Source organism: Spirillospora sp. NPDC052242, from assembly GCF_040679555.1.
GTDB lineage: Bacteria > Actinomycetota > Actinomycetes > Streptosporangiales > Streptosporangiaceae > Spirillospora.
The window spans coordinates 43,250-66,266 of the sequence record NZ_JBFAUZ010000034.1; the positions used below are offsets into that span (position 1 = coordinate 43,250).

24 protein-coding genes are annotated in these 23,017 nt (G+C 74.1%); 13 read left to right on the forward strand and 11 right to left on the reverse strand.

Annotated elements, in window-relative coordinates:
- Nucleotides 1-76 precede the first annotated feature (76 nt).
- From AB0L25_RS26210 to AB0L25_RS26230, 5 genes are all read right to left on the reverse strand, one after another.
- Nucleotides 77-265: a ferredoxin gene (locus tag AB0L25_RS26210; RefSeq protein WP_500175333.1), complete on the reverse strand. Its 189-nt coding sequence runs from the start codon at nt 263-265 to the stop codon at nt 77-79.
- Nucleotides 262-1,554, reverse strand: a complete 1,293-nt coding sequence (locus AB0L25_RS26215; protein WP_500175334.1) for a cytochrome P450 — start codon at nt 1,552-1,554, stop codon at nt 262-264. Before AB0L25_RS26215 ends, AB0L25_RS26210 begins: the two co-directional genes overlap by 4 nt.
- A 91-nt stretch (nt 1,555-1,645) precedes the next feature.
- Nucleotides 1,646-2,845 carry an acyl-CoA dehydrogenase family protein gene (locus AB0L25_RS26220; protein ID WP_500175335.1) on the reverse strand — a complete coding sequence of 400 codons (1,200 nt, stop codon included), beginning with the start codon at nt 2,843-2,845 and terminating at the stop codon, nt 1,646-1,648.
- A 2-nt stretch (nt 2,846-2,847) separates the two neighbouring features.
- A complete protein-coding gene (locus AB0L25_RS26225) occupies nt 2,848-3,903 on the reverse strand; it encodes an acyl-CoA dehydrogenase family protein (RefSeq protein WP_500175336.1) in 1,056 nt (351 codons plus the stop codon).
- Between the two features lie 118 nt (nt 3,904-4,021).
- Nucleotides 4,022-5,041, reverse strand: coding sequence for an enoyl-CoA hydratase/isomerase family protein (locus AB0L25_RS26230; protein ID WP_500175337.1), 1,020 nt, complete (start codon nt 5,039-5,041; stop codon nt 4,022-4,024).
- A 53-nt stretch (nt 5,042-5,094) separates the two neighbouring features.
- Here AB0L25_RS26230 and AB0L25_RS26235 point away from each other — a divergent pair, with 53 nt between their 5' ends.
- From AB0L25_RS26235 to AB0L25_RS26255, 5 genes are all read left to right on the forward strand, one after another.
- On the forward strand, nt 5,095-6,300 hold the full coding sequence (locus tag AB0L25_RS26235) for a CoA transferase (protein WP_500175338.1): 1,206 nt from the start codon (nt 5,095-5,097) through the stop codon (nt 6,298-6,300).
- A 265-nt stretch (nt 6,301-6,565) separates the two neighbouring features.
- Nucleotides 6,566-7,957 (forward strand): amidohydrolase family protein, encoded by a 1,392-nt coding sequence (locus AB0L25_RS26240; RefSeq protein ID WP_500175339.1) that lies wholly within the window; start codon nt 6,566-6,568, stop codon nt 7,955-7,957.
- A gap of 122 nt (nt 7,958-8,079) precedes the next feature.
- Nucleotides 8,080-8,841, forward strand: a complete 762-nt coding sequence (locus tag AB0L25_RS26245) for an SDR family NAD(P)-dependent oxidoreductase (RefSeq protein WP_500175340.1) — start codon at nt 8,080-8,082, stop codon at nt 8,839-8,841.
- Nucleotides 8,842-8,903: 62 nt separating this feature from the next.
- Nucleotides 8,904-10,229 (forward strand): acyl-CoA dehydrogenase family protein, encoded by a 1,326-nt coding sequence (locus AB0L25_RS26250; RefSeq protein WP_500175341.1) that lies wholly within the window; start codon nt 8,904-8,906, stop codon nt 10,227-10,229.
- The gene (locus tag AB0L25_RS26255) at nt 10,226-11,284 is read left to right on the forward strand and encodes a phosphotransferase family protein (protein ID WP_500175342.1); all 1,059 of its coding nucleotides are present in this window, start codon (nt 10,226-10,228) and stop codon (nt 11,282-11,284) included. The genes AB0L25_RS26250 and AB0L25_RS26255 overlap by 4 nt, the downstream gene beginning before the upstream one ends.
- A 47-nt stretch (nt 11,285-11,331) precedes the next feature.
- On the opposite strand, the gene AB0L25_RS26260 is transcribed toward AB0L25_RS26255, so the two are convergent.
- The 6 genes from AB0L25_RS26260 to AB0L25_RS26285 form a co-directional block, all read right to left on the reverse strand.
- Nucleotides 11,332-12,003: a TetR/AcrR family transcriptional regulator gene (locus tag AB0L25_RS26260; RefSeq protein WP_500175343.1), complete on the reverse strand. Its 672-nt coding sequence runs from the start codon at nt 12,001-12,003 to the stop codon at nt 11,332-11,334.
- A gap of 202 nt (nt 12,004-12,205) precedes the next feature.
- Complete coding sequence (locus AB0L25_RS26265; RefSeq protein ID WP_500175344.1) at nt 12,206-12,763, reverse strand: hypothetical protein; 558 nt, start codon at nt 12,761-12,763, stop codon at nt 12,206-12,208.
- Between the two features lie 14 nt (nt 12,764-12,777).
- Nucleotides 12,778-13,386 carry a TetR/AcrR family transcriptional regulator gene (locus tag AB0L25_RS26270; RefSeq protein ID WP_500175345.1) on the reverse strand — a complete coding sequence of 203 codons (609 nt, stop codon included), beginning with the start codon at nt 13,384-13,386 and terminating at the stop codon, nt 12,778-12,780.
- A gap of 160 nt (nt 13,387-13,546) precedes the next feature.
- Complete coding sequence (locus AB0L25_RS26275; RefSeq protein ID WP_500175346.1) at nt 13,547-14,713, reverse strand: acyl-CoA dehydrogenase family protein; 1,167 nt, start codon at nt 14,711-14,713, stop codon at nt 13,547-13,549.
- 7 nt (nt 14,714-14,720) lie between these two features.
- Nucleotides 14,721-15,446 (reverse strand): enoyl-CoA hydratase-related protein, encoded by a 726-nt coding sequence (locus AB0L25_RS26280; protein ID WP_500175347.1) that lies wholly within the window; start codon nt 15,444-15,446, stop codon nt 14,721-14,723.
- A 111-nt stretch (nt 15,447-15,557) separates the two neighbouring features.
- Nucleotides 15,558-15,884 carry a hypothetical protein gene (locus AB0L25_RS26285; RefSeq protein ID WP_500175348.1) on the reverse strand — a complete coding sequence of 109 codons (327 nt, stop codon included), beginning with the start codon at nt 15,882-15,884 and terminating at the stop codon, nt 15,558-15,560.
- A gap of 211 nt (nt 15,885-16,095) precedes the next feature.
- On the opposite strand from AB0L25_RS26285, the gene AB0L25_RS26290 reads away from it, so the two are divergent.
- From AB0L25_RS26290 to AB0L25_RS26325, 8 genes are all read left to right on the forward strand, one after another.
- Nucleotides 16,096-17,364, forward strand: coding sequence for an aromatic ring-hydroxylating oxygenase subunit alpha (locus tag AB0L25_RS26290; RefSeq protein WP_500175349.1), 1,269 nt, complete (start codon nt 16,096-16,098; stop codon nt 17,362-17,364).
- On the forward strand, nt 17,348-17,671 hold the full coding sequence (locus AB0L25_RS26295; RefSeq protein ID WP_500175350.1) for a hypothetical protein: 324 nt from the start codon (nt 17,348-17,350) through the stop codon (nt 17,669-17,671). Before AB0L25_RS26290 ends, AB0L25_RS26295 begins: the two co-directional genes overlap by 17 nt.
- Before the next feature lies 1 nt (nt 17,672).
- Nucleotides 17,673-18,884, forward strand: a complete 1,212-nt coding sequence (locus AB0L25_RS26300; protein WP_500175351.1) for a metal-dependent hydrolase family protein — start codon at nt 17,673-17,675, stop codon at nt 18,882-18,884.
- Entirely contained in the window at nt 18,871-19,293 is a 423-nt protein-coding gene (locus AB0L25_RS26305; protein ID WP_500175352.1) for a nuclear transport factor 2 family protein, read from the forward strand. Before AB0L25_RS26300 ends, AB0L25_RS26305 begins: the two co-directional genes overlap by 14 nt.
- A gap of 2 nt (nt 19,294-19,295) precedes the next feature.
- A complete protein-coding gene (locus tag AB0L25_RS26310) occupies nt 19,296-20,393 on the forward strand; it encodes an acyl-CoA dehydrogenase family protein (RefSeq protein ID WP_500175353.1) in 1,098 nt (365 codons plus the stop codon).
- Nucleotides 20,394-20,395: 2 nt separating this feature from the next.
- Nucleotides 20,396-21,244: an acyl-CoA dehydrogenase family protein gene (locus AB0L25_RS26315; protein WP_500175354.1), complete on the forward strand. Its 849-nt coding sequence runs from the start codon at nt 20,396-20,398 to the stop codon at nt 21,242-21,244.
- A gap of 145 nt (nt 21,245-21,389) precedes the next feature.
- Nucleotides 21,390-22,064, forward strand: coding sequence for a TetR/AcrR family transcriptional regulator (locus AB0L25_RS26320; RefSeq protein WP_500175355.1), 675 nt, complete (start codon nt 21,390-21,392; stop codon nt 22,062-22,064).
- Between the two features lie 55 nt (nt 22,065-22,119).
- Nucleotides 22,120-22,980 (forward strand): acyl-CoA thioesterase, encoded by an 861-nt coding sequence (locus AB0L25_RS26325; protein WP_500175356.1) that lies wholly within the window; start codon nt 22,120-22,122, stop codon nt 22,978-22,980.
- Nucleotides 22,981-23,017: the final 37 nt, after the last annotated feature.

The window sequence follows — 23,017 nt, forward strand, 5'->3', positions numbered from 1 at the left end:
TTCCACGCGCCACGGGAGTTCGTCAGCCCGGCTCCGATGCGCCCGGAGCCGGGCCCTCACCGTGCCCGCTCGCCGGTCACTCCGCCGTGATCGCGCGTTCCGGGCAGTTGCGGACGGCCGCGTGCACCCGCTCCTCGTGTTCGGCGGGGATCTCCGGCACGCGCACCACGGCGTAGCCGTCGTCGTTGAGGTCGAAGACCTCCGGGCACGTGGAGCAGCAGACGCCGTGCCCCGCGCAGCGGTCCTCGTCGATCGTGACCTTCATCGGGTCTCGCCCTCCTTCGGCGTGAACTCCAGGTACAGGCTGGTGATCCCGCGGAGGATGTAGGTCGGGACGTACTTGTACCTGCGGTCGTCCGCGGGGCCGTGCTTCTTCTCGGAGACGCGGATGTCGGACGTGCGGTCCAGGATGCGCTCGATGGCGGCGCGCGCCTCGGCGCGGGCGAGCGGCGCGCCGGGGCAGGTGTGGATGCCGCGCCCGAACGCCACGTGGTGGCGGGCGTTGGCGCGGGCCGGGTCGAACTTCTCCGGGTCCTCGAACTTGCGGGGGTCGCGGTTCACTCCCCCGTTCACCACCATGACGGTCGTCCCGGCCGGGATGTCGACGCCGCCGACCGTGGTGGGGACGCGCGACAGCCGGAAGTCGCCCTTGATGGGGCTCTCGTGGCGCAGCGTCTCCTCGACGAAGTTCTGGATGCGCGAGCGGTCCTCGCGCAGCCACGCCTGGACGTCGGGGCGTTCGGCGATCACCTTGAGCGCGGAGCCCAGGAGGCGGACGGTCGTCTCCTGACCGGCCGCGAACAGGTTCGCGGCGACCCGCGCCGACTCGATGGGCGTGGGCGTCGAACCGTCCGGGAACGTCGCGGCGGCGATGCCGGAGAGCACGTCGCCGCGCGGCTCCCGGCGGCGGTCCTCGATGTAGGCGGCGAAGCGCTCGTAGAGGAAGCCGAGCGGCGTGTGCGCGAGGCTCGTGTCGTCGGTGCTGCCGATGGTGCCGGTGTTGTCCTGCAGGTTGAACTGCTCCCGGAACTCCGGCAGGTCCTCCTCGGGGACGCCGAGGAGGTCGGCGATGACGAGGAGGGTGAAGGGCCCGGCGAACCCGCGGATGAACTCGCCCTCCGTCCCGTCGAGCCACGTGTCGAGGAGTTCGTCGGCCAGCCGCCCCATCTGCTCCTCGTTCTCCTTGAGGCGCTTCGGGGTGATCAGCTTCATCAGCAGGCTGCGGTGCGCGGTGTGGACGGGCGGGTCCAGCGTGGGGAGCTGGTCGCTCATCGGGAGCTTGTCCCGGTGCTCCTCGATCAGCGCGGTGACGTCGTCGCCCTCCAGCGGGACGGGGAAGCCCGGGAACGGGCCGGTCACCGAGAGGCACGAGGAGAACGTCGCGGAGTCGTGCAGCACCTCGACGGCCTCGTCGTACCCGGTCACCATCATCACGCCGTGGTTGGGCTCGCGGTGCACCGGGCACTTGCCGCGCAGGGCGTCGAAGTAGGGGTAGGGGTCGACGTTGAGTTCGTCTCCCCGGAAGAAGTCGACATCGGCGAGGTCGTCCGCCATCGGATCCGCTCCTGTTCGCGAAGGGCGAAGGCCCGGTCACGGCCTTCGCAGGTGGGAAGGGGTGGCCCGCGCCGTGCCGCGCGGGCCGGTTTCACGCGGGCGGCCGCGCGGGCCTGACCTGGGGGCGGCTGCGCGGGAGGCCGAGGTGGCGCTCGGCGATGATGTCGCGCAGCACCTCGCTGGCCCCGCCGTAGATGGTGGTGACCGTGGCGGCCCGGAACGCGTGCTCGAACGCCCCGCCGGCGGGGGCGTCCGGCGCGCCCGGCGCCAGGAGTCCCTCGGCGCCGAGGATGTCCAGGGCGTCGGCGAGGTGGCGCTGGCCGGACTCGCTCCAGAAGAGCTTCCGCATGGACCCCTCGGGCCCCGGGACGCCTTCCTTCGCGGCCTTCCACTCCGTCCACACGCCCAGGAGCCGGGAGACCTCCTCCTCGACGGCGATCCGCCCGATCCGCTCGGCGACCAGCGGATCGTCCAGGACGGGCGTCCCGTCCGGGCGGTGCGTACCGGCCGCCCACCCGGCGAGGTCCGGGGCGACCGAGGAGCCGCCGGTGGCGGGCGAGCCGACGCCCCGCTCGTAGATCAGCGCCACCCGCATGACGTTCCAGCCCTGGTCGACCTCGCCGATCAGGGCGGTCCCGGGGACGCGCACGCCGGTGTAGAAGGTCGCGTTGGTGACCTGGCCGCCGAGCGTGTGGATCGGCCGGCACTCGAACCCTGGGTCGTCCGTCGGCACCAGCAGCAGCGACAGCCCGGCGTGCTTGGGCGCGTCCGGGTTCGTGCGGGCCAGGACGAACACGTGGCTGCAGACCTGCGCGGTGCTGGTGAACATCTTCTGCCCGTCGACGACCCACGCGTCGCCGTCGCGGACGGCCGTCGTCTTCGCGGCGGCCACGTCCGAGCCGGAGTCGGGCTCGCTGTAGCCGAGCGCGATCAGGATCTCGCCGCGCAGCGCGCCCGGCACGTACCGGCGCTTCTGCTCCTCGGTCCCGACGTGCAGGATCGTGTGCAGCACCATCGACGTCGTCGCCCACCCGTCGAAGTGCAGGCCCGCGCGGGCGCACTCGTCGAAGACGGCGCGCGCGTAGTCCGGGTCGACGTCTCCGCCGCCGTACTCGGCGGGCCATCCGGCGGCGAGGATGCCGTCGCGGGCGAATCGCTCGTGCAGCTCCGGCGTCTGGTGGCAGCCGCTGCGGCGCTGCTCCTCGGCCCATTCGGGGCGCACGTTCGCCTCGACCCAGGCGCGGGCGGCCGCGCGGTGCTCGGCCAGTTCGTCCGATTCGCGGAAGTCCATCGTCACACCCCTGCCGTGGTGGGGGACGCCGCGCCGAAGAGGCGGCGCGGCAGGCTCGCGTAGGCCGCGCGGCGGTCGCCCGCCACGAGCGGCCACGCCTTGGCGCGCCGGAAGTACAGCTGCACGTCGTACTCCAGGGTGTAGCCGTAGCCGCCGTGCATGTGCAGGCTGTCGGCCGCGGTGGTGTACGCGGTCTCGGCCGCGAACAGCAGCGCCATCGTCGCCAGCGCGTCCGCGTCCGGCGTCCCGGCGTCGCGCGCCCAGGCGGCCTTGTAGGCGAGCAGCCGCGCGCCCTCCAGCGCCGTGGCGTCGTCGGCCAGGCGGTGCTGGACCGTCTGGAAGCCGCCGATGAGGACGCCGAAGGCCCGGCGTTCCAGCACGTAGCCGAGGCCGAGTTCGAGCGCGCGGGCGGCGAGGCCGGTCAGGGCGGCGCCGGTCAGCGCCTCCCAGCGGCGGACGGCGCCGGCGTGCGCGGCGACGGCGGCCGGGCCCTCCGCGAGGACGATCGTCTCGCCCTCGTCCAGCGGGCGGTCGGCGACCGGCATGGCGCCGAGGTTCGGGACGGCCCGGTCCCGTGCCGGCGCCGCGCCGTCCGGGGCGGGCGTCCGGGTCGCGACCAGCTTCCCGTCGCGCAGCGCGACGACCACGTCGGCCACCGCGCCGGCCGGGACGAGCCGGGCGACGCCGCCGCTTACCGGCCGCAGCGCGAGGGTCGGCAGCAGGTCGCCCGCGACGGCGCGCGCCGTCCACGGGTGGTCCGGCGCCGCCTCGGTCAGCAGGAGGGTCGCGGCGGCGGCCTCGATCAGCGGGACCGGCGCCAGCGTCCGGCCCAGGCACTCGGCCGCGACGGCGAGCTCGAGCAGCCCGGCCCCGCCCCCGCCCTGCTCGGCGGGCACGGGGATCGCGGGCAGGCCCATCTCGACGACCTTGCGCCACAGGTCGGCGTCGAACCCGAGCGGTTCGGCGGCGCGCACCACGGCCGGGGGCGACTCGCTCTCGAAGAAGTCGCGGAGGCTCGCGCGCAGGACCTCCTGGTCATCGGTGAAGGCCAGGTCCACCAGGCGCCACCCCCACGTCGGGCCGGAGGAGCACACTCCGACATTGATGTTCTCGATAGCGAGATTAGTGTTCTCACAATGCCAGAGCAACCCTCCGTGAGGGTCGGCCGGTGCCGCCCTACGCGGAGATCTCGTCGACCAGCCCCCACGCCAGGGCGGTGCGCGCGTCGAGCGCCTCCCCCGTGAGCGCCAGGTAGAGGGTGCGGTGCCGGCCGATCCGGCGCGGCACGCTCACCGTCCCGCCCGCGCCCGGGATCAGCCCCATCGCGATCTCCGGCAGGCGGAAGACGGCGTCCGGACGGGCGACGACGCGGCCCGCGAACGCGGGCAGCTCGACGCCCGCGCCCACGCAGGCGCCGTGCACGCGGACCTCGGCCCGGGCCGCGAGCCGGTGCAGCGGGCGTCCCGCGCCCGCGCGGGTCCGGACGTGGTGGGCGGTCGCGAGATCGGGCGCGGTGCCGAACTCGTCGAGGTCCCCGCCGGAGCAGAACGCGGGCCCCGCACCGTCGAGGACGACCCGCGCGATCCCGTCGTCGAAGAGCGCCACCCGCAGGGCGTCCACGAGCGCGTCGCGCACCTGCCGCCCGTAGGCGTTGCGGCGCTCCGGCCGGTTCAGCGTGACGTGCAGGACGTCGCCCGCGCGGTCGACGAGGACGGGCTCGGCCGCCTCCGGCGGGAGCGGGCGCGGCCCGCGGGCCGCGAGCCACCGCGCGAACTCCGTCCCGCCGAGCAGGGTGGAGTAGGCGTACGACTCGACGTCCAGGGCGGCGGGCACGGGCAGGTGCTCGGTCGCCCGCAGCACCTCGCGCAGCACCAGCGCGGCGCGCGGGTTCGCCGCGACGGCCCGGCCGATCGCCGCGAGCCCTTCCTCCGGGTCGGCGGCGGTCACGCTCTCCGGCCCACCGCCGGTGGTGGTGAGGGTGAGGTCGAGCGCCCGGACGAGCGCGAGATCGGCGTCGCCCAGCCCGACGAGGACGCGGTCGCAGTCGAGCGTCGCGCGCACCGCCCGTCCGAGCAGCGCGGGCGAGCCGCCGCCCGACAGGTCGACGGCGACGAGGGGGTCGCACGGGGCGCCGTCCGGACCGAGCGGCGGGGCGTCCGCCGCGCCGTCGGCGAGGTCCTCGATCGAGACGATCACCGGGCTCCCTCCGGTCGAGATCGGCGCCGGGGCGCAGAGTGTATCGTCGGCCCATGTCCGTGCAGGCCGAGTGGGCGGCGAGCGGCGTGGTCGCGCTGACCGGACGTCCGGACGGCCCGCCCCTGGTGCCGCCGGGACGCGGCGCCGCGCGGGCCCGGGAACTCGCGGAGACGCTGCCGGTGCCGGTGGACGGCCCGCGGCTGCTGGCCGAGCGCGCCGCCTTCACCGGGCACCGGCGCGGCGGGACGGTCTCGGCGGGCGGTTCCTGCCGCCTGCTGCCGACCGCCGACGGCTGGGCGGCCGTGTCCTGCGCCCGCCCGGACGACCCCGCGCTGCTCGGCGCGATGATCGGTGCGGAGACCGGGCCGGACCCGTGGCCCGCCGTGGCCGCGTGGCTGCGCGCGCACACCGGCGCCGAGCTGGCGGAACGCGCCGAACTGCTCGGCGTCGCGGCCGGGCCCGTCGCGGCGGCGCGCCGCCCCCCGCGTGTTCCGGCGCCCGCGGCGCCGCGTTCCGTCGAGGGCCTGCTCGTCGTCGACTTCAGCGCGCTGTGGGCGGGGCCGCTGTGCGCGCACCTGCTCGGCCTCGCGGGCGCCCGCGTCGTGAAGGTGGAGACCCCGTCGCGCCCGGACGGCGCCCGCCGGGGCGATCCGGAGTTCTACCGGCTGCTGCACGCGGGCCACCGCTCGGTCGTCCTCGATCCCGGCACGGCACCGGGACGGGACGCCATGGCGGCGCTGGTGGACGCGGCCGACATCGTAATCGAGGCGTCCCGGCCGCGCGCGCTCGCCCGCTTCGGCCTGGACGCGGCCGCCGCCGTCGCCGCCGGGACGACCTGGGTGTCGATCACCGCGTACGGGCGGGACGCCGACCGCGTGGGCTTCGGCGACGACGTGGCCGCCGCGTCCGGGCTGGTCCGCCGCGAGCCGGACGGGACGCCGCTGTTCTGCGGCGACGCGATCGCCGACCCGCTCACCGGCCTCACCGCCGCCGCCCTCGCCGCCTCGGCGCCGCCGGGCGGCGGGGGCGTGCTGTGGGACGTCGCCATGTCCGACGTCGTGGCCGCGACGCTCGACGCGGACGAGCCGGATCCGGGCGCGGTCGCCGTCCGGCACGGCGACGGCTGGGCCATCGACACCGGCACGGGCGAACTCGTGCCCGTCGCCGAGCCGGTCCGCCGCCGCGTCGACGGCACCGCGCCCGAATCGGGACAGGACACCGCGCAGGTCCTACGCGAACTAGGAATCCCGACCCCGTGATCCGGCCGACCTCACGGAACACCGGAACCCGCGACACCACGCCTCGCGACCCGGGACACCGGTTCGCCGATTCGACCGCCGCCGGGGCGCCCGTGCCGGCCACCGCCGCCCCGGCAATGGGCGGAACGCCGCCATCACGCCTCGCTACCCCGGGAGGCCGGTCTCGTGACCGAGCCGACCTCGCCGGCACCGCTGTCCGCGCTGCGCCCGCGCGGCGGCGGGTGGGTGTTGTCGCTGTCGCGTTCCAGGTTCGGGGGCTTGCGGCGTGAGCGAGGCGGTGCTGCTGCGGGACGCGGAGGTCGACGGGCGCGTGCGCGCGGACGTCCGGGTCGCGGACGGCCGGATCGCCGAGGTCGGCGCCGGGCTGGCGCGGCGGGCCGGAGAGCGGACGGTCGAGTGCGACGGCGGGGCGCTGCTGCCGGGGCTGTGCGACCACCACCTGCACCTGCACGCCATGGCCGCCGCGGAACGGTCGGTGCCCTGCGGGCCGCCGCACGTCACGACGCCGGACGGGCTCGCCGCGGCGCTGCGCGGCGCGGTGCCCGACGCGCACGGCTGGATCCGCGGGACCGGCTACGCCGAGGGCGTCGCCGGGCACCTCGACGCCGCGGGCCTCGACGCGTTCCGCGCCGACCGTCCCGTCCGGATGCAGCACCGCGGCGGCGCGCTGTGGACGCTGAACTCCGCCGCCGTGCGCGCGGCGGACCTCGCGGCGGGCGACCATCCGGGCATCGAGCGCGGCGCGGACGGCGCGCCGACCGGACGGCTGTGGCGGGCGGACGCCTGGCTCCGCGACCGGCTGCCCCCCGCACCGCCCGCCGACCTCGCGGGGGTCGGCGCGCGGCTGCTGCGCCTGGGCGTCACCGCCGTCACCGACGCGACCCCCGACCTGGACGGGACCGCGCTCGCCGCGATCGGGGCCGCCGTCCGCGACGGCGCGCTCCCCCAGCGCGTCCACCTCCTGGGCGTCCCGCCGGAGGGCCCGGCCGAGCCGCTCCACCCGCGCGTCACCACCGGGCCGTACAAGATCGTCCTCGCGGACTCGGGGCTGCCGTCGCTGGACGACCTCGTGGCGCGGATCGGGCGCGCGCACGCGGCGGGGCGCGCGGTCGCCGTCCACTGCGTCACCCGCGAGGCCCTGTTCCTGCTGCTCGCCGCATTCGACGAGGCGGGGACGCGGCCGGGCGACCGGATCGAGCACGCCGCGCTCGTCCCGGCCGAAACGGCGGACGACCTGGCCGCGCGGGGGCTGCGCGTGGTGACCCAGCCCGGGTTCATCGCCGATCGCGGCGACGACTACCTCCGCGACGTCCCCGCCGCCGACCGTCCGGACCTGTACCGGTGCGCGGGCCTCCTCGCGGTGGGCGTCCCGGTCGGGCTGTCGAGCGACGCCCCGTACGGGCCCGCCGACCCGTGGGCCGTCATGGACGCGGCCGTCCGGCGCCGCACCCGGTCCGGCGCCGTCCTCGGGGCGGGCGAGGCGATCGGCCCGGCGGCCGCGCTGCGCGCCTACCTCGCGCCGCCCGACGACCCGGGCGGGGCGCCGCGCCGCGTCCGCGCGGGCGCGCCCGCCGACCTGGTCCTGCTGCACACGCCGCTCCGGGAGGCCCTCGCGGGGCTCGCGTCCGGCAACGTGCGCGAGGTCTGGGCGGGCTGACGCTCTCCTCGTGGCACCCCTGATCTCCACCCTTCCCTCTGTTGCTAGTTATGCTCTAACTTGGCAAGAACGGCATTCTTCATAACGAGAATGCGACTACGCGGCCGGCGGAGGGAACGAGGATGGGCTTCGCGGACGAACTGTTCGACCTGACCGGAAGGGTCGTCCTGGTCACCGGCGGCAGCCGGGGCCTGGGCCGGGAGACGGCGTTCGGCGCGGCCCGCTGCGGCGCCGACGTCGTCATCGCCAGCCGCGACCTGGACGCCTGCACGGCGGTCGCCGCGGAGATCGAGCGGGAGACCGGGCGCTCGGCGCTGCCCTACGGCGTCCACATCGGGCGCTGGGACCGGCTGCCCGGACTGGTCGACGCCGTCTACGACCGGTTCGGCCGGCTCGACGCGCTGGTGAACAACGCGGGCATGTCACCGGTCTACGACTCGCTCGCCGACGTCACCGAGAAGATGTTCGACTCGGTGCTGAACCTCAACCTCAAGGGGCCGTTCCGGCTGTCCGTGCTCGCCGGGGAGCGGATGGCCGACGCCGGCGGGGGCTCGATCGTCAACGTCAGCTCCACGGGGTCGGTCCGCCCGCGCCCGGCGATCGTCCCGTACGCGGCGGCCAAGGCGGGCCTCAACGTCCTCACCGAGGGCCTGGCCAAGGCGCTCGGCCCGCGGGTCCGCGTGAACACCCTGATGGCCGGGCCCTTCGCCACCTGGGCGACGCGCGGCTGGGACGAGGCGGAGCTCGCCGAGGGCGTGCGGCCCCACGCGCTCCAGCGCATCGGCCGTCCCCGCGAGGTCGTCGGCGCCGCGCTCTACCTGATCTCCGACGCCTCCAGCTACACGACCGCCGCGACGCTGCGGGTCGACGGCGGCATCCCGTGACGGCCGCGCCCCGCCCGAGGCCGGGGCCGGACCCGGCACACCCGACGAAAGGAACGAACGGCATGTGGGATTTCAGCACCGATCCCGAGTTCCAGGAGAAGCTCGACTGGGCGGACCGGTTCGTCCGGGACGAGATCGAGCCGATCGACGTGCTCTTCCCGGGCAACGACGAGCCCTACGACCGTGACAGCGAGGTCTTCCGCGAGGTCGTCCGGCCGCTGCAGGCGCAGGTGAAGGAACGAGGGCTGTGGGCGGCGCACCTGTCGCCAGAGCTGGGCGGCATGGGGATGGGACAGGTCAGGCTCGCGCTGCTCAACGAGATCCTCGGCCGGTCGCAGTGGGCGCCGATGGTGTTCGGCACGCAGGCGCCCGACTCGGGCAACGCCGAGATCCTCGCCCACTACGGGAACGAGGAGCAGCGCCGGCAGTTCCTCGAACCGCTCCTGGACGGCCGCATCGTGTCGACGTACGCGATGACGGAACCGACGGGCGGCGCCGACCCGGGGTCGTTCACCTGCCGGGCCGTCCGCGACGGGGACGAGTGGGTGATCGACGGCGAGAAGTGGTTCGCCTCGAACTACCCGTACGCCGCGTTCGTCATCGCGATGGTCGTCACCGACCCGGACGTCCCCGTGCACCGGGGGTCGTCGATGCTGCTCGTCCCGCGCGGCACGCCCGGGATGGAGATGGTCCGCCGGACCGGCCTCGGCGGCGAGCCCCTCGGCGAGGGCGCCCACGGCTACCTGCGGTTCACCGGCTGCCGGGTGCCGCGCGAGAACCTGCTCGGCGAGCCGGGCACCGGGTTCGCGATCGCGCAGAAGCGGCTCGGCGGCGGGCGCCTGCACCACGCGATGCGCTCGGTCGGGCAGTGCCGGCGCGCGCTGGAGATGATGATCGAGCGGATCGCGAGCCGCGAGACGCGCGGCGGGCCGCTGTCGCGGCAGCAGGCCGTCCGGCAGACGCTCGCCGACACGTGGATCCGGCTCGAGCAGTTCCGCCTCCAGGTGCTGCACGCGGCGTGGCAGGTGGACAAGGCCGATGCGAGCGGCGACCCGGCCGACGCGCGGGCCGCGCGGCTGCACATCTCCGCGGTCAAGGCCGCGACGCCCGGCACGCTCGTCGACGTCCTCTACCGGGCCATGCACCTGCACGGGGCGCTCGGCGTGTCCAACGAGCTGCCGCTGGCGAAGATGTGGCAGGCCGGGCCGGTGCTGGGCGTCGCGGACGGCCCCACCGAGGCGCACAAGGACGTCGTCGCCCGTCTCCTGCTCCAGGACGCCGAGCCCGCGGACGACCGGCTGTTCGGCTCCGCGCACCTGCCCGCACGCATCGAGGCCGCGCGCAAGAAGTTCGCCGGCCGCCTGACCGACACGGGAGCCGCCCGATGACCGAGTCGCCGACCTCCGCCGAACCCGTCGTCGATCTGGAGCGGCTCAACGCGTGGCCCGGCCTCGCGGACGTGCCGGGAGACGGCCCCGTCGAGTCGCTGGAGCCGCTCAAGGGCGGCGCGCAGAACCTGCTGTTCACGATGCGCCGGGCGGACGGCACCGAGCTGGTGCTGCGCAGGCCCGGACGGCACGCGGGCGCGGAGGCCGCGAAGCCGTTCGCCCGCGAGAGCCGCGTGCTGACCGCGCTGGCGGGCACGCCCGTCCCGCACCCGCGGCTGCACGCGAGCACCCTGGACGCCGAAGTGATCGGCGCGCCGTTCTCCGTCCTGGAGAAGATCGACGGGTTCATGCCGCGCGGCGAGCTGCCCGGCGCCTACGGCACCGACGCCGGATGGCGCCGGAAGCTGGCGTTCGAGCTCGTCGGCGGCGCCGCGACCCTCGCCGCGGTGGACCCCAACGCGATCGGCCTCGGCGACCTCAGCAGGACCGACGGGTGGCTGGAGAAGCAGGTCTCCCGCTACCTGAAGATGCTGCACGGCTACCGCGCCACGGACGGCTACGCCGAGCACGAGTCGCCGCTCGTCGACGTCGTCGCGACATGGCTGGACGACAACCGGCCGGGCACCTGGACGCGCGGCATCGTGCACGGCGACCTGCAGTTCGCCAACGTGATGTTCCGGCACGGCGCCCCCGAGCTCGCCGCGATCGTCGACTGGGAGATGGCGGCCGTCGGCGACCCCGTCCTCGACCTGGCGTGGATCCTCACCGCCTGGCACGAGGACGGCGACCCACCGGGCGGCGAGCCGCAGCTGCGGCCGTGGGACGGGATGCCGCGGCGGGCCGAGCTCGTCGACCACTGGGCGGCGCTCACCGGCCGGGACGTGTCCGGTTTCCGCTGGTTCCAGGTGCTCGCGTACTTCCGGCTGGCGGCGCTGCTCGAGGGCTCGTTCGCCCGGGCGCTCGACGGGCGGATGAACCGCGCGATGGGCGAGGGCCTGCACGCCTACGCGGGGCGGCTGTGGGCGAAGGCCGAACGGGAGATGGCCCGCGACTGACGGCCGGTCCCGGGGCGCGCGCGTCCGCGCCCCGGGACCGCACCGGCTCACGCGACGGTGAAGGTCTCCCGGACGAACGTCAGGAACTCCTCGGCGCCGATGCCCTCAGGCTCGTCGCTGATCATCGGGTCCATGAGCGTGAAGCTGTCGATGAGCGCGCTGCACATCCGGGCGAGGGCGTGCGGGTCGCCGGGGCGGATCGTCCCGTCGGCCTGCCCGTCGGCGACGACGCCCGCCAGGATCCGCACCGTCTCGCGGTGGAAGTCCTTGTAGTCCGGCGGGACGTCGGCGACGTCCCGGCCCCCGACCTTGGTCATCTGGGCGTGCAGCTGCGCCCACGCCGGATACTTGCGGCGGTGCTCCAGCTCCGCCGTGACCAGCGCGACGAAGCGCTCCGCGGCGGTCGATCCGGCGGCCGCGGCGAGCCGCTTCATCTCGTCCAGCCGTCCCGGCCCCCGCCGCATCAGGACCGCCAGGTACAGCGCCTCCTTGCTGTCGAAGAAGGAGTAGATCGAACCGACCGAGAACTCGCAGCGCTGCGCGACGTCCTTCAGGTTGGTCGCGTAGTAGCCGCGCTCGGCGAACAGCTCCTCGGCCGTCTCCAGCATCTGCTCCCGGCTCAGCTCGATCCGCTGCCGGCGGCGCACCTCGCGCGGGCTGAGCCGCTCCGGGGCGGCCGTCCCGTCCTCCGTGACGCCGGCCGCTTCCCTCTTCGTCACCGCACCCTCCTCGCCGCATCGCGCACCCCGAACCGGCCGTCAGCCGATTGAACCGTCGCTCAGTCTACGCCAGCCGCGTTCCGGCCCCGACGCGACGGGCACCGGGACCGGAACGAACGAAGACGCGCGAGGACCAGAGAAGACGAGCGAGCGGCGCCGGAGGACGTGCGAGGGCCGTGCGGGAACGTGCGGGCGGGGCCGGTCAGGCGATCGGGGCCCCGGACGCGCGGAGGCTCTCGGCGGACCAGAAGACCTCCGTCGGACGGGTCGCCGGGTCGGCCGACGCGGAGCCGGTGGGGCCGGCCGGGGCGCAGTCGCCGGTGATGCAGTCCGGGGAGACGCACTGCGGGCGGGCTCCCGCGGACGCCGCCGCGGCCGCGAGGGCGTGCGCCTTGAACGCGCGGGCGGCGCCGCTCAGCCGGTGCTGCACGCATCCGGGGACCTCGTCGGCGTACGCGGCCCGGCTGCCGCCCCACAGGCGGATCTCCATGCCGCTGTCGAGCACGCCGATCAGCCTGCGCCGGATCCGCTCGTCGGACTCGTAGAGCGCGGCGTCCACCGCGAGGGCCCGGGGCCGGGGGCCGCGCACCTGGGAGTTGAGGGCCATCTCCAGGTCGAGGCCCCGCGCGCCGAGGATGCGCAGCGCCCGGGAGCCGGCGCCGTCCGCGGTGAGGACGGTGACGTCCCATCCGGCCGCGACACGGTCGAACACCCAGCCGCCCGCGAAGCGCACGCCGCCGAGCATGCTCGGGGCGATCACGACGAGGTGGTGCCTCAGGGTGTATCGGCGGCGGGTGCGAGTTGCCGGGCGAGCGACCCGGTGTACTCCTTGAAGACCTCGGTCAGCGGAATCGAAGGGTCCAGCAGCCATGATGTCTCTATCCCGTTGAGGAAGGCGACGATCTCCACGGCCTTCACGTCCGCGTCCACGTCGGCGCGGTACCGGCCGGCGCGCTGGCCGCGCCGGATGCCTTCGGCGATGGTGCGCACGGAGGCCCGGTAGCGGCCGAACATGCGGTCGTGCAGCGGATCGTCGGGGTCAAGGTTCTCCATCAGGAGGACGGCGAACATGCCGATCAGGTCGGGCGCCCGGTGGAACCGCTCGGCGACTCCCTCGAGCTGCTCGATGATGTCGGCGTCCATGTCGGCGTGCGCCTCGTCGTAGGCGTCGCGCGCGTCGACGGCGGCGTGGAGCAGGGCTTCCTTGGACTCGAAGTGGTGCAGCAGGCCGGCCGGGCTCACCCCGGCCTCCCGGGCGATCCGCCCGAGCGTGATACCGCGCCATCCGTGCCGCTTCAGCAGGCGCTGCGCGGCGGTCAGGATCCGCTGTCGGCGGTCCTCTCCCTTCGCGAGGAGGGCGGCGTACGGCCGTTGTTCGGTCAACCGGAGGACTCCTTCCAGAAACCTACTGAACACACATTAGGTCGGTTGGCGACGCTGTGACAAGGGTCACGCGACCGTAATCCGGGAGGCGTACGCCGGAAACGCGGAAGGCCCCCGGACGGTCGCCGTCCGGGGGCCTCGCGCGCGCCGCGCGAGGTCGTCACCAGCCCAGGCGTCCCCCACCGGACACGAGGGCCTTCGCGATGACCAGGCGCTGGACGTCGTTCGTCCCCTCGCCGATCGCCATGAGGGGCGCGTCGCGGTACAGCCGCTCGACGACGAACTCCGCCGAGTAGCCGTAGCCGCCGTGGATGCGCATCGACTCCAGCGCGCACCGGATGGCGACCTCGGAGGCGTACATCTTCGCCATGCCCGCCTCCATGTCGACCCGGCCGCCGGTCGTCTCGGCCCGGTCGGCGGCCCAGTAGGTCAGCAGCCGCGCGGCCTGGATCTCGGTGGCCATGTCGGCGAGCTTCAGCTGGATGGCCTGGAAGTTCGAGATCGGCCGCCCGAACGCCTCCCGCTCCCGGGAGTAGCCGAGCGCCGCCTCGTAGGCGGCCTGCGCGACGCCGACGGCCCGCGCGGCGATGTTGATCCGGCCGATCTCGAGCCCGCCGAGGACCTGCTGCAGGCCGCGTCCCTCCTCCCCGCCGAGCAGGTCCGCGACCGGCACCCGCACCTCGTCGAGGACGAGCTCGCAGGTCTCGGGCCCCTTGTAGCCGAGCTTGGGCAGGTCGCGGGTGATCTTGAAGCCGGGCGAGGACGTGTCGACGAGCAGCACCGACATCCCCTCGTGGGCGCGCTCGGCCCGTCCCGTCTTGACCAGGACGGGCAGGACGCCCGCGACGCGCGCGTTGGTGATCCACGTCTTCGCGCCGGTCACCACGTAGTGGTCGCCGTCCCGCACGGCCGTGGTCGCGATGCCCTGCAGGTCGGTGCCGGCGCCGGGCTCGGTCAGGCAGATCCCCGACCGCAGCTCGCCGGTCGCCATCCGGGGCAGGTACCGCTCCTTCTGCTCGGCGGTGCCGTGCCGGGCGATCAGGACGCAGGCGACCGAGTGCGGGCCGAACAGCCCGGCGGCGCCGAGCCAGGCGCGGGCGATCTCCTCGAACGCGAGCGCGTAGGAGACGCGGTCGGCGCCGAGGCCGCCGTACTCCTCGGGCACGTTGAGGCCGAACAGCCCGAGTTGGCGGAGCCGCTCCACGATCTCCGTGGGGTACCGGCCGGTCCGCTCCCAGTCGGGGGCGACCGGCGCGATCTCCTTGTCGGCGAAGTCGCGGAGCGTCTCCCGGAACAGCTTCTGCTCGTCGTTCAGCTCGAAGTCCACCGCGTGGTCACCTTCCCGTCCATTGCGGCGCGCGGCCCTCGGCGAAGGCGCGGGCCCCCTCCTTGGCGTCCGCGCTGCCGAACACCTCGTTCACCTCGTCCGGCGTGCACCAGCGGCGCTGCCGCATGAGCTTCTTGGTCATCGCGACGCCGAGCGGGCCGTTCTCGGCGATCCGGCCGGCCAGCGCGAGCGCCTCGGCGCGGACGCGCTCGGCGGGGACGACGCGGTTCACCAGCCCGTACTCGCGGGCCGTGTCCGCGGTGACGGGGTCGCCGGTGAGGCCCATCTCCAGGGCGAGCGCCATCGGGATCCGCTGGGAGAGCGTCGTGCCGCCGCCGCCCGCGAACAGCCCCCGCGTGACCTCGGTCATCCCGAGCCGGGCGTCCTCGGCCGCGACGACCAGGTCGCACGCCAGCACCAGTTCGAAGCCGCCGCCGAGCGCGGGGCCGTTCAGCGCCGCGACGACCGGCGTGGGGACGCTGCGGTGGTAGAACCACACGAGTCCCTTGATGTCGCCGCCGCGGGCGAACGCCTTCATGTCGAGCCCGGCGCAGAACACCGTCCCCGCGCCCGTCAGGACGATCGCGCGCGTGGCGGGATCGTCGTCGGCGGCGCGCAGCGCGGCCGACAGCTCCTCCATCGCGGCCGGGTCGAGGGCGTTGCGCGCCTCGGGGCGGTTCAGCGTCAGCACCCGCACGTGGCCGCGCTGCTCGATCAGGACGAGGTCGCTCACCGGGCCTCCACGGCCCGCGGGCGCCCGTGCGGCGATGACGATCGTGGCGCTGACGTCCGTTGCGGCGGCGTGTACGGCGCACGCGTCTGTGGCGATGGCAAGGGCGGTCCTTCAGTCGGAGGCGGGCAGCGGCTTGGCCGCCTTGATGGTCATGGGCGCGCCGTCACAGGTCAGCTCGCCCGCGCCCGAGGACACGCACAGCAGTTCGACGGTCCCGGCGTCGTCCACGTAGCGCTTGCCGACGAGCGTGGCGTTCGCGGCGTCGCCGGACGGCGCCGCCGGCTTCGCGGGCCCGCCGGACGCGGCGGCCATCGGGCTGCCGCCGCAGGCGATCACCGGGGCGCCCTGCGCGGGAGCCCGGACGACCACCACCTTCGTCGCGCACACGGTGCTGGCGAGCTGCGTCCCGGGGCGCAGCGCCGGTTCTGGTGACGTCATGACGGTGCTTCCTTCCTCTCGCTGCGGAAACTATCTTCTCATTTTACGAGAATCAACCGTTCAGCGGAGGAGCCGGGGGCGGGCGGCGCCCGACTTCGGCGAGCGCCGGCATCGACGGATTGACGTTCGCGGCCTCTCATGAGAACCTACGATCCACAAATGAGAATGTCATTCTCGTCAGCGAGAAGGAACGCCACGAGAGGTCGGACCCTTGCCTCACTTCCCGAAACCCGCCGCGGGCAGCTGGACGGAGCACTATTCCGAGCTGGGCACGGCACCCGTCGACTACAACGACTCCATCGACCCCGCGCACTACGAAGCAGAGCGTGAGGCGATCTTCAAGCGGACGTGGCTGAACGTCGGCCGGGTGGAGTCGGTGCCCAAGGTCGGGAGCTACTTCACCAAGGAGCTCGCCGTCGCGGACACCTCCCTGATCATCGTCCGCGGCAAGGACAAGCAGATCCGCGCGTTCCACAACGTGTGCCGGCACCGCGGCAACAAGCTCGTCTGGAACGACTACCCCGGCGAGGAGGTCAAGGGCACCTGCCGCCAGTTCACCTGCAAGTACCACGCCTGGCGCTACGACCTCGCCGGAGAGCTCACCTTCATCCAGCAGGAGGAGGAGTTCTTCGACGTCGACAAGGCCGACTACGGGCTCAAGTCCGTGCGCTGCGAGATCTGGGAGGGGTTCATCTTCGTCAACCTCGACCCGGACGCCGCGCCGCTCGCCGAGTACCTCGGCGAGATGGCCAAGGGCCTGGAGGGCTACCCCTTCCACGAGATGACCGAGGTGTACAGCTACCGGGCCGAGGTCGGCAGCAACTGGAAGCTGTTCATCGACGCGTTCGCCGAGTTCTACCACGCGCCCGTCCTGCACCAGAAGCAGGCCGTCAAGGACGAGGCCGACAAGCTGCTCGGCTACGGCTACGAGGCGCTGCACTACAAGCTCGACGGGCCGCACTCGATGATCTCGTCCTGGGGCGGCATGTCCCCGCCCAAGGACCCGAAGATGGTCAAGCCGATCGAGCGGGTGCTGCGCAGCGGGCTGTTCGGCCCGTGGGACCGGCCCGACATCGACGGCCTCGACGACCTCCCGCCCAGCCTCAACCCGGCCCGCCACAAGGCGTGGGGAAGCGACTCCTTCGTCTTCTTCCCGAACTTCATGCTGCTGATCTGGGCGCCGGGCTGGTACCTGACGTACCACTACTGGCCGACGGCCGTCGACCGGCACATCTTCGAGGCGAGCCTCTACTTCGTCCCGCCGAAGAACGCCCGGGAGCGACTCGGCCACGAGCTCGCCGGCGTCACGTTCAAGGAGTACGCGCTCCAGGACGCCAACACCCTCGAGGCCACGCAGACCATGCTCAAGGGCCGCGCCGTCACCGAGTTCCCCCTCAACGACCAGGAGATCCTCCTGCGTCACCTGCACAAGATCGCCCGCGACCACGTCAAGGAGAACAGCGATGCCGCTGCCCGCTGAATTCGCCGACCTCGAGCCGTACGCGGGCTGGGCCCTGGCGACCGAACCCGAGCGGTACGCCAAGCGCCTCGAGAGCTCGATGGAGGAGATGCAGGCGTTCTACGACGCCGCGTTCCCCCGCCTCGAGGACGCCATCGCCTACATCGACCGGCACCCGTGGGACGACCTGCCCGAGGACGCCCGCACGCTGATGCACCTCATGCAGGGGCTGATCATGGTGTCGTTCCCCGTCGAGGTGTGGAAGCAGCCCCGCGTCCCCGACAGCGGCGCGGCGTACCTGGACCTCATCGTGGAGCCCGTGGTCTGACATGCTCACGCTGAGAGCGGGCGGGCTCCTCGACGTCGACGCGGGCGAGATCGTCCGGCCGGGGATCCTGCGGATCGACGGCGACCGCATCGCCGGGGTCGGGGGCCCGCCCGAGGGCGAGGTCGTCGACCTCGGCGACGCGATCCTGCTGCCCGGCCTGATGGACATGGAGGTCAACCTCCTGATGGGCGGGCGCGGCGAGACGCTGGAGTACTCGCCCGTCCAGGACGATCCGCCGCTGCGGATGCTGCGCGCCGTCGGCAACGCCCGCCGCACCCTGCGGGCCGGCTTCACGACCGTCCGCAACCTGGGGCTCTTCGTGAAGACGGGCGGCTACCTGCTGGACGTCGCGCTCGGCAAGGCGATCGACGCGGGCTGGATCGACGGGCCCCGGATCGTCCCGGCCGGGCACGCCATCACCCCGACCGGCGGGCACCTGGACCCGACGATGTTCGCGGCGTTCGCGCCCGGCGTCCTGCAGCTGTCGGTCGAGGAGGGCATCGCCAACGGCGTCGACGAGGTCCGCCGGGCCGTCCGGTACCAGATCAAGCACGGCGCGAAGCTGATCAAGGTGTGCGTGTCCGGCGGCGTCATGTCGCACACCGGCACGCCGGGCGCGCAGCACTACTCCGACGAGGAGCTGCGCGCGATCGTCGACGAGGCGCACCGGCGCGGCCTGCGGGTCGCGGCGCACACGCACGGCGCGGACGCGGTGCGCAACGCCGTCGAGGCGGGCATCGACTGCATCGAGCACGGGTTCCTCATCGACGACGAGACGATCGCGCTGATGGTCGAGCGCGGCACCTGGCTCGTCCCGACCACGGCCCTGGCCGACGGCATGGACGTCTCGAAGGCGGCGCCCGAGCTGCAGGCGAAGGCCGCGGAGATGTTCCCGAAGGCGCGGCAGTCGGTGCTGGCGGCCTACAAGGCCGGGGTGAAGATCGCGGTCGGCACCGACGCCCCCGCCATCCCGCACGGCCGCAACGCCTTCGAGCTGACCGCGCTGGTCGAGCGCGGCCTGGCCCCGGCGGACGTGCTGCGCGCGGCGACCGTCCGGGCCGCCGAGCTGATCGACGTCACCGACCGGGGGCGGCTCGCCGAGGGGCTCCTCGCCGACGTCATCGCCGTGCCCGGCGATCCCCTGCAGGACATCGCCGTCACCAAGGACGTGCGGTTCGTGATGAAGGGCGGAAAGGTCTTTGTCAACAAATAGCGTCGAGGACCACGTCGCGATCCAGCAGCTCCTCGCCCGGTACGCGGTGACCATCACCAAGGGCGACATCGACGGGCTGCTGAAGGTGTTCACCCCGGACGGCACCTACAGCGCGTTCGGCGACACCTACCGGCTCGACGAGTTCCCCGAGCTGGTCGAGGCGGCGCCCAAGGGCCTGTTCCTCACCGGCACGGCGGCGGTCGACATCGACGGCGACACCGCGACCGGCACGCAGCCGCTCTGCTTCGTGGACCACGCCACCCACGAGATGCGGATCGGCTACTACAGCGACACCTACGCGCGGACCGGCGACGGCTGGCGGCTGCGGACGCGGGCGATGACGTTCATCCGGCGCAGCGGCGCGCACGACTCCGGACGTTCGCACGCGCACCGGCGCGCCGGAGCGTGAGCATGGACGTCGCGGAGTTCCGGGCCGGGGTGCGGGCGTGGCTGGACGCGAACGACCTGTCCCCCGCGCCCGGCCTGGACTTCGACGGGCAGGTCGCGCACCTCGGCCGCGTCCGGCGCGCGCTCTACGACGCGGGTTGGATGCGGTACGGCTGGCCCGCCGAGGTCGGCGGGCTCGGCGGGCCGGCCGTGCTGCGCGCGGTGCTCGGCGAGGAGGTCGCGACCCGCGGCCTCGCCGAGCCGGGGATCTACTCGATGATCGAGGTGCTCGCCCCGACGATGATCTCCTACGCGCCGCCCGCGCTGGCGGCCGAGATGGTGCCGCGGCTGCTGAACGGCGACGAGCAGTGGTGCCAGGGGTTCTCCGAGCCCGGGTCCGGCAGCGACCTCGCGTCGCTGTCGACCCGGGCGGAGCCCCGCGGCGGCGACTGGGTGATCAACGGGCAGAAGGTGTGGACGAGCCTCGCCCAGTTCGCGGCGCGGTGCGTGCTGCTCACCCGCACCGCGCCCGGCCACGCCGGGATCACGGCGTTCTTCCTCGACATGGACTCCCCCGGCATCACCGTCCGGCCGCTGCGCACGATGCACGGCGTCGACGAGTTCGCCGAGGTGTTCTTCGACGACGTCGTCGTCCCCGGCGACCGCATGCTGGGCCGTCCGGGCGACGGGTGGCGGCTGGCGATGGACCTGCTGCCCCACGAGCGCTCGACCTGCTTCTGGCACCGCGTCGCGCACCTGTACTCGCGGCTGGACCGGCTCGTGGACGAGAGCGCCGAGGCCGGTGAGGGCGACGACGCCGCGCTCGGCGCCGCGTACCTCGCGCTGCACACCGTCCGCTGCCGGTCGCACGCCACGCAGCGGCGGCTCGCCGGCGGGGCGCGGCTCGGCCCGGAGACCTCGGTCGACAAGGTGCTGCTGGCCACCGCCGAGCAGCGGCTGTTCGACACCGCCCGGGACCTGCTGCCGGGGGTGCTCGAGCTGGACGGGACGCCGTGGCGCTCGGAGTACCTGTACTCGCGGGCCGCCACCATCTACGGCGGGACCGCCGAGATCCAGCGCAACATCATCGCCCGCCGTCTCCTCGACCTGGGGAAGGAATGACCATGGAGCCCCCTGCGCCGGAGTCCCCCGCGATGGACGCGGCCGAGCGGGAGATGCTCGCCGACGCGCTGCGCAAGACGATGGCGGCGGCGTCGGGTCCCGGCCTCGACACGGCCCTCGCCGAGCTCGGCTGGCCCGACCTGCTCGCCGCGGTGCCGGACGTCGCCGTCCCGCTCGTCTTCGGGCTGCTCGGCGAGACCGGGGCCCACGCGGCGGTGCTGAACGACGTGGTGCTGAACGACGGGGTGCTGCACGCGGCGGGGCGTCCCGCCGGGGACGCGCCGCCGCCGCTGCCGTACGCGGGCGGCCGGTGGGTCGTCTGGGAGCGCGGGACCGCGGAGCGGGACGCGGACGTGCTCGACGGCGACCTGCCGTTGCGTTCCGTCCCGGCCGGCGCTCCGGTCCCGCTCGCCGCGGGCCGGCGGGCGCTCGGCTGGTGGCTGGTCGGGACCGGACGGGCGATGCTGCGCCTCGCGCGCGAGCACGCGCTCGACCGCGCGCAGTTCGGCCGTCCGATCGCCGCGTTCCAGGCCGTCCGGCACCGGCTCGCCGAGACGCTGGTCGAGCTGGAGGGCGCGGAGGCGGCGCTGGCCGCCCCGCACGACCCGGCGGACGCGGACCTGGCGGCGCTGCTCGGCAAGGCCGCGGCCGGACGGGCGGCGCTGACGGCGGCCCGGCACTGCCAGCAGGTGCTCGGCGGGATCGGGTTCACCGCGGAGCACGAACTGCACCGGCACGTGCGGCGCGCGCTCGTCCTGGACGGCCTGCTCGGCGGCTCCCGGGAGCTGACCCGGGAGGCGGGGCGGATCCTGCGCGCGGAGGGGACGGCGCGGCGGCTCGTGGAACTGTGACCCGTGGAACCGTGAGCGGTAACGCGGCGCGGAGCGTGCGCCTATGACACTCTTGAGTTAGGGAAGTCATAGTCTCGTTGCCGTGCGCGCCGTAGGGCGGTGCCGGTACCGGTGACTGCCGATACTGTGCAGTAAGGTTCTACACATGGTGCAGAAGACGGATTCGACGGCGGACACCCCGAGCCACCGGCCGGCCTGGAAGGACCGCGCGGTCGAGCGGTCGACCAAGGCGGCGCGGCTGCGCGCAGAGCAGCGGGTGGAGCGCTTCCTCGACGCGGCGCAGGCGATCATCGCGGAGAAGGGCAGCACCGACTTCACCGTGCAGGAGGTGGTGGACCGCTCCCGCCAGTCGCTGCGCAGCTTCTACCAGCACTTCGACGGCAAGCACGAGCTGCTCCTCGCCCTGTTCGAGGACGCCCTGCGCCGGTCGACCGACCAGATCCGCGCCGCCGCCGGCGGCCGGACCGACCCGATGGACCGCCTCAAGGTGGCCGTGGAGCTGCTGTACGAGCTGTCCCGGCCCGACCCGGCGGCGCAGCGTCCGCTGTTCACCGACTTCGCCCCGCAGCTGCTGGTGTCCCACCCGGCCGAGGTGAAGTCGGCGCACGCGCCGCTGCTCGCGCTGTTCACCGAGCTGCTGGAGCAGGTGGAGGCGGCGGGCGCGCTGCGGCCGGGCGTCAAGCCGCGGCGCGCGGCGGCGCTGGTGATGCAGACGGTCATGTTCATCGCGCACGGGGCTCCGGTCGACGAGGACGCCCACCCGATCACGGCCGAGGAGCTGTGGGAGTTCTGCTCCACGGGGTTCGCCGCCGCCGCGTGAGACGCAGATGAGAATAGCATTCTCATAGATCGGTCACGTGATTTACACTAGTGGCATGCCCACTTCCGTGACCGATCCGTGGAGCGACCTCCTCGCCTGCCTGGAACTGGAGGGCTCCGGCCCCGTTCCGGAAGGCGACTCCGGCGCCGCGGGCGCGCGCTCCGCCACCGCACAGCTGACCGGACGCAACCAGCGGCTGACCTACCACCGGCTGTTCGGCGGCCAGCTCCTCGCCCAGTTCGTCCGGGCGGCCACCGCCGTCTGCCCGGACAAGGCCGTCAAGTCCCTGCACGCGCTGTTCCCCCGCGCGGGCCGCTCGGACGAACCCGTCCGGTACGAGGTCGAGCGGCACCACGAGGGCGGGACGTTCGCCACCGTGACGGTCACGGCGCGGCAGGAACCCGGCGTGATCGCCACCGCGTCGGTGTCGCTGCACGCCGGGGAGGACGGCGCCGACCACCAGTCCGTCCCCGGGGTCCCGCCCGTCCCCGGCGCCGAGCACGGGGTGAAGCTCGACCTGCTGCCGTGGGACACCCGCTCGACCGCGGAGCTGGACGCCGCGGCCGCCGGGCCGCCCGAGTACGAACTGTGGATGCGCACGCCGGCCGTCGGCGCGGAGCTGGCGCCGGCGCTGGCCGCCTACGCCACCGACCTCACGCTCATCGGCACGGCGCTGCGCCCGCTCGACGGCGTCTCCCAGAACGACGCGGGGACGGCGTTCACGTCGGCCGTCACCTCGCACAGCGTGTGGTTCCACCGCCCGTTCCGCACCGACGACTGGCTGCTGCTGCGCCAGCACAGCCCGATCCTGGCGCACGGCCGCTGCTTCGGCCGCGGCGACCTCCTCACCGCGGACGGCTCCCTCGTCGCCTCCTACGCGCAGGAGGCCCTCCTGCGCTTGAAGGAGCGCGCCTGAGGGAGCCCGCCCATGGGCGCGGCCGAGGAGCCGCGCC